Source organism: Companilactobacillus futsaii JCM 17355, assembly GCF_001435505.1.
GTDB classification, from domain to species: Bacteria; Bacillota; Bacilli; order Lactobacillales; family Lactobacillaceae; genus Companilactobacillus; species Companilactobacillus futsaii.
In genome coordinates, this window is the sequence record NZ_AZDO01000075.1 from 1 (window position 1) to 5,738 (window position 5,738).

The following is a 5,738-nucleotide window of genomic DNA, read 5'->3' on the forward strand; positions in this document are numbered from 1 at the left end:
TTAACTTTTCTTTATTTTTCCAAAGTGGCTAACTTGTTCTTGCAATTTGCGTTATTTTTCCAAAGTGGCTAACTTGTTCTTGCAATTTGCGAAGTCTTACCAACCCCATTTTTGCCAATTATACCGATCCGTTCGTTTTCGTAAATGCTTAATTGTGGGATAGTCAAAATATCTTGCCCACCTAAAGTTAACTCAACGTTTGAAAGATTTATTGCTAATGTATCCATAAATTAATCCACTCCTTTTGGAGCCGATGAACGCAAAAAAAGAACAGTCGATGACTGTCCTTTGATAATTCTAATTAATTTATAAAAGAGTATAGACTACACCCCTTGAAATTATCATGGTTCACCAGACTTTTTAAATAGTTATTCAATTATTGATTTAAAAAGTTTAGACGTAATTTCATGGATGCGGTCATAATATACTCTCCTTTTGGATTTTTTATGAATATAGCATATATTTTTCAAACCTACAAGATTAGATTTAGAAATCTAGTAAATAGTTAGTTACTATTGGCTCACGATCAGTCGTTTGATCTTTGAAGTATTCATATTGGCACAATTGTAAGAATGAACCGGAAATGTTGATAACATTCTTATAGCCACGATTGTTCAAGGCACGAACCATGTTGTAACTACGTTGACCACCAACACAGTGAACATAAACTGGACGATCTGTTGGAATCTCATCGAGTCTTTGTCTGAACTGGCTCAATGGAATATTGACGGCATTCTTGATGTGGCCACCCTCGTATTCCTTTGGCTCACGGGCATCAATGATAAAGGCATCTTGCTCAACTAATTTACGAATCTCAGTTACTTGGACTTGCTTGTATTCATCATTCAAAATATTTTCTGCCATCAAACCGGCCATGTTGACAACATTCTTAGTTGTACTAAACCATGGTGAATAACAAACTTCCAAATGAGTCAAATCAGAAATATTCCCGTGCATTGTAATCATTGTCGCAACCATATCGATTTGCTTATCAATATCTGACTTACTAATAGCTTGAGCACCTAAAATCTCACCACTTGGATAGCCAAAGATCAACTTGAAGAAAATTGGTGTAGCACCAGGGATCAAGCCAACTTTACTCTTCAAAAATGATGTTACTGAACGATAATCGATGCCTTCTTTTTCACATTGAGCAGCCGTTAAACCAGTTGAGGCCACATTAGTATCGAAAATGTGAATTGCCTGAGAACCGATAACGCCTCTGTTTTGAACTTGGCGACCATAAATGTGATCCACTGCGTCCCGTGCTTGCATTTGAGCAGGAAAGGCCAAAGCCAAACGAGTCTTCTTTTTAGTCAACATGCTGCTGACTTCGATTGCATCACCGATTGCATAAATATGAGGAATTGAAGTTTGATAATTGTGATCTACTGCAATGCCACCGGTTAAGCCTAACTTGCAGCCAACTTTTGTAGCTAATTGAGTCTTAGGTCTGACCCCGATAGCAACGATGACAGCTTGAGCTTTGACTTCACGACCAGAACCTAGCTTGACATTTTCATCAGTAATTTCTGACAAGCCATCATTTAAAATCAAGTTAATGCCGTGACGATATAGATCCATGTGAACCATTTCAGCAATATCATCGTCGACCGTTCCCAAAACATGATCAGCTGCTTCAATCAAAGAAACCTTCTTATCAGCTTGAGCTAGATTTTCACTGACTTCTAGTCCAATGAAACCACCACCGATAACGGCAACATCAGTTACTTTATTAACGTCTAAGAAAGTTTGGATTTTCTTGATATCAGCTACATTACGAACTGAAAAGACATTATCATGGTCGATTCCCTTGATACTCTTAGGCATAATCGGATCAGCACCCGGTGACAAAATCAATTCATCATAAGCTGCATGAGTGATTTGTCCTGTCGCAGTATTCTTAACTTCAACTTCTTTTTTGTCAGAATCAATGTTGACTACTTCTGAATTGACTTGAGCATCGATATTGTATTGGTTCTTCAATTGTTCCGGAGTCATCATGACTATATTGTTCGCATCTGGAATCAAGCCGCTCAAATGATATGGCAAAGAACAGTTAGAAAATGAAACATTAGGTCCCTTCTCAAACATCGTGATCTCGGCAAATTCATCCAATCTTCTTGCACGAGCTGCAGCTGAGGCACCACCGGCAACGCCCCCAACAATTACGATTTTTTTATTGTCCATAATATCCACCCCTCAATTTTATTGAAAAATAGTTACCTTCTTAATTACTATAATGTCAATCTAACATAAAATAATTTAATGTTAAATCAATCTCAGCCCTAATGAGCTGTTATCCTATTGTGAAATAGATATTATGCTCACTTAAACATATTATTTTGATTTATACTTTCGGCAATCTAATAAAATTTCAAATTAATAATTAAATCACAAGCTACTTGTGTTATTTTATTTATAAATACGTACATAAATATCTTTTATAACGGAGGTAACCCTTGTGTTCAATAGTATTGCAACGTTTCAAAAAGTCTACGAAACGAGAAATATCACTAAAGCGGCTAAAGAGTTATACGTCACCCAACCAAGCGTTTCGATTCAAATCAAGAAATTGGAAAAAGATTTAGGCGTGCAACTGTTCAAGCGCAACGGTAATAAAGGCCTAATTCCAACTGAAAATGCTAACCGCTTCTATCGTGATTCTCAAATCATCATGAATAGTTGGGAAAACTCCATGAACCACCTCGTCAAAAAGCATCGCAGCAACCGTATCAAATGTGTTATCGGCGTTTCACACACGACTTCTAATTTAGTTTTGCCACCATTGATGGTCAATTTGAAAAAATACTTCACTAAATTTGATTTTGAAATAGTTGCGGCTGACTCTGAAAAAGTCCTTGAAGAAATCACTAAACGAGAAATCGACTTCGGAATCATTGAAAAACCAATTGTCACTCACGAAATCGAACAGACAGCTTTCACATCTAACGAACTCGTCTTAGCTGGCAACCTAGAATCTCCTGAATGGATCATCGGCAAACCAGGATCACCACAGCATGAATTCAGCGATAAGTATTTCAACGAACATCATATGCGTCCAACCAGGGTCATCAAGGTCAACGACAACAATCTTATTTTGAATCTCATTACTCGAAAAATCGGCAAAGCTATTATTTCAAAACGTGCTATCAGAGACACTTTGATTCCTTACGAACAGTTGTCGAGCGACTTCAGTAATCAATTTTATTTGATCAATCCCAAAGTAGCATCCTCAGACGAAACTCAAAAACTCATTGCTTGGATCAAAACGCTTTTGCCACAGTTAAAATTATAATTAAGCAACCATAGCAACGTTTCTGACTTCACTTAAATGAAACTTCTTACCATTATCCAAGTAGAATAAATCTTCGTCATAACCCTTTATTTCACCAGTTAAGTCATCTTTGACATGGTCATTTAGGTCAAAAACATTCAACTGGATTTGAACTATTTGATTATAGGTATACGACTGCATCAAGAATTTAGTAATCTCTGTAAGTCCTTGTTGTGGTCGTAAATCATTTTGATGGGAAGCTTTCTTAGCTTGCTTTTTTAAGGCAGCGGTATGATCAGATAAATAAAAACCTTGCCACTTGATTTTGCCACGGTCGTGATAATAATTATCGAAAAAAGTTTGGACCATTTCGGGATCCGCTTGGTATTTACTATTCATCGTAATGTTTCCTTTTCTGAATTAATTCTTGTGTTGTAGGCCATTTTTGACCGGTGAAACCATCATACATAAAGGATAAATGGATATTTTTTTGAATTTCATTAATAATTTTTTCTAAATATGATAAATTATATTGTTCTACCGTATGAAGTGGGATAGAACGGACTCTTTGGCCCTTTGGTTGAATGTTGATGAAGAAATTATACGTTTTGTCATATGGATCATTGACCACTTGCAACCAGTATCTTGTTTGATAACGCCGAGTGAAATACTGTCCGATTCGCTCTAAGATGAGTCGCAAATCATTATTCATAAGCATTGCCGCCATTGTGTCCACCGACTAAACTGGAACGATTGATGGCAGTCCCACCTTTTAACAGACTGTTAGCGTAAACGATAGATTTGAATCCGTAACGAGCTCTGATTTGGTCGATGACCGCTAATTTATCTTCATTAGCACATTGGGTTTTGATTGGTGTGAAAAAATCCAATTGTTGCGCAACTTTGGTTACTAATTTGGACGAATAAACAGCCAAATTTCTGACCGGTTGTCCTTGCCAATAATTCTCAAACATGTAAATCAGAGTTTGGTTGATTTCCCAATCCTTATCAGTCACATCAATATTTCGAGCCACACTGAAGCCGCCACGTTCACTGTCATCCCCAGAATATGAATAAGTCACCGTCAGAGAAATACATCCAGCTTGCTTATGATGATGACGCAATCGAGAAGCAACTTGTTGCCCCATTTCCTTGATAACCGTCTCTATCTCAGCTTGGTTAAAGTAATCTCTAGGTAAAACTTGCGAATTGCCAATGCTGTGATTCTTAGGTTTGAGATTATCAGACAAATTTGTTCGATCAATCCCCCAACTAATCGCAAACAGCTGCTCGCCAATCAACCCTAATTCCTGTTTTAAGTAAAAAGGATTAGTGTGGGCTAATTCATACATGTTATGGATTCCTAGGCGGTTAAGGCGTTTTTTAGTCCGTTTAGCGATACTCCAGACATCAGTCATTTCATTGATAGTCCAAATTTTCTCCGGAACGGTTTGATAATGAATTTCAGCGATTAACTCAGGATTGTGCTTGGCATAAATATCCAAGGCAATTTTTGCTTGTAAAGGATTATCACCGATTCCAACTGTAGTGTATAATCCCAGTTCTTTCCTAACCTTGATTTGAATCAAACGAGCCACCTGCTTAGGAGAGTCGCCGAACAACTTCCAAGAATGTGTCATATCAATGATCGATTCATCAATCGAATAAGGCCAAACATCCTTTTCCGCCGCAAATTCACGAAAAATATTGTTGATTTGAAGATTGCGCTTGATGTAGAGATTCATTCGAGGTGGAACAACGATTAAACGCGGATCCTGGGGTAAATCACGTTGACGGGAAACATTAGCTTTCAAACGAAAAATCTTCTTTGCCATTGGAGAAGTCGCCAGAATCAAGCCGCTACCTGCATTGTCAGCCTCACTCATCACTACTAACAACTCTTTGAGTGGATTCAAACCACGTAAAGTCGCTTCAACACTAGCGTAAAAAGATTTGTTATCAATCAGAAAGTAAACTCCATGGGGTTCCTTGCGATAATCCATTGTTCACACCTCTTTTTGTTTATATTTCCATTATACGAACATATGTTCTTTTTTGCAAATAAAAAAATAGACTTCTGATTTAGAAGTCTTACTATTTTGGAAATACGATTAAAATTTTAATTCTTGTAGCTTTTTAAAATATGATTTTAATTCTTCGATAAACTGATCACTCGTACCACTTTCTATTTCAATATAGTTCAGCGGTGAAATATTTAAATACTCTGCTGTTTTCTCTTGGCTCATATCAAGGGAAGTTCTGAGTGACAAAAAATCATTTCCTAATTTGCTTTCATCCGAATTCAATATCTCTATGACTTTTTCATATGTAGGATCATTACTATATCTCTTTTTTAATTCTGCATCAAAATCATATTTCATAATATTGTCTCCCACAATTTTTTTTATATGGCAGATTGTAAAATATAACCGAACACTAGTGGACACAAAAACCCATAAAG

Annotated in this window: 7 protein-coding genes; 1 reads left to right on the forward strand and 6 read right to left on the reverse strand. The window is 36.8% G+C overall.

What is annotated here, in order from left to right; genetic code table 11:
- Positions 1-68: 68 nt before the first annotated feature.
- Entirely contained in the window at positions 69-227 is a 159-nt protein-coding gene (locus FC88_RS12840; RefSeq protein ID WP_157060439.1) for a P-loop NTPase family protein, read from the reverse strand.
- A 259-nt stretch (positions 228-486) separates the two neighbouring features.
- Entirely contained in the window at positions 487-2,190 is a 1,704-nt protein-coding gene (locus tag FC88_RS05955) for an FAD-dependent oxidoreductase (RefSeq protein WP_057813755.1), read from the reverse strand.
- 274 nt (positions 2,191-2,464) lie between these two features.
- Between FC88_RS05955 and FC88_RS05960 the strand changes: the two genes are divergently transcribed.
- Positions 2,465-3,298 carry a LysR family transcriptional regulator gene (locus FC88_RS05960; protein ID WP_057813757.1) on the forward strand — a complete coding sequence of 278 codons (834 nt, stop codon included), beginning with the start codon at positions 2,465-2,467 and terminating at the stop codon, positions 3,296-3,298.
- Here FC88_RS05960 and FC88_RS05965 read toward each other — a convergent pair whose 3' ends face one another.
- The 4 genes from FC88_RS05965 to FC88_RS05980 form a co-directional block, all read right to left on the reverse strand.
- Entirely contained in the window at positions 3,299-3,676 is a 378-nt protein-coding gene (locus FC88_RS05965) for a hypothetical protein (protein WP_057813759.1), read from the reverse strand.
- Positions 3,669-3,989 carry a hypothetical protein gene (locus tag FC88_RS05970; RefSeq protein WP_057813761.1) on the reverse strand — a complete coding sequence of 107 codons (321 nt, stop codon included), beginning with the start codon at positions 3,987-3,989 and terminating at the stop codon, positions 3,669-3,671. The genes FC88_RS05965 and FC88_RS05970 overlap by 8 nt, the downstream gene beginning before the upstream one ends.
- Positions 3,982-5,280, reverse strand: a complete 1,299-nt coding sequence (locus tag FC88_RS05975; protein ID WP_057813763.1) for a Y-family DNA polymerase — start codon at positions 5,278-5,280, stop codon at positions 3,982-3,984. Before FC88_RS05975 ends, FC88_RS05970 begins: the two co-directional genes overlap by 8 nt.
- A 108-nt stretch (positions 5,281-5,388) precedes the next feature.
- A partial coding sequence (locus tag FC88_RS05980) for a helix-turn-helix domain-containing protein (protein WP_235526911.1) occupies positions 5,389-5,738 on the reverse strand: 350 nt, incomplete at its 5' end.

Bases quoted from the DNA above. Each gene is read 5' to 3' on its own strand.
- FC88_RS05970 (WP_057813761.1), bottom strand. From the start codon at position 3,989: ATGAATAATGATTTGCGACTCATCTTAGAGCGAATCGGACAGTATTTC.
- FC88_RS12840 (WP_157060439.1), bottom strand. From the start codon at position 227: ATGGATACATTAGCAATAAATCTTTCAAACGTTGAGTTAACTTTAGGT.
- FC88_RS05955 (WP_057813755.1), bottom strand. From the start codon at position 2,190: ATGGACAATAAAAAAATCGTAATTGTTGGGGGCGTTGCCGGTGGTGCC.
- FC88_RS05975 (WP_057813763.1), bottom strand. From the start codon at position 5,280: ATGGATTATCGCAAGGAACCCCATGGAGTTTACTTTCTGATTGATAAC.
- FC88_RS05965 (WP_057813759.1), bottom strand. From the start codon at position 3,676: ATGAATAGTAAATACCAAGCGGATCCCGAAATGGTCCAAACTTTTTTC.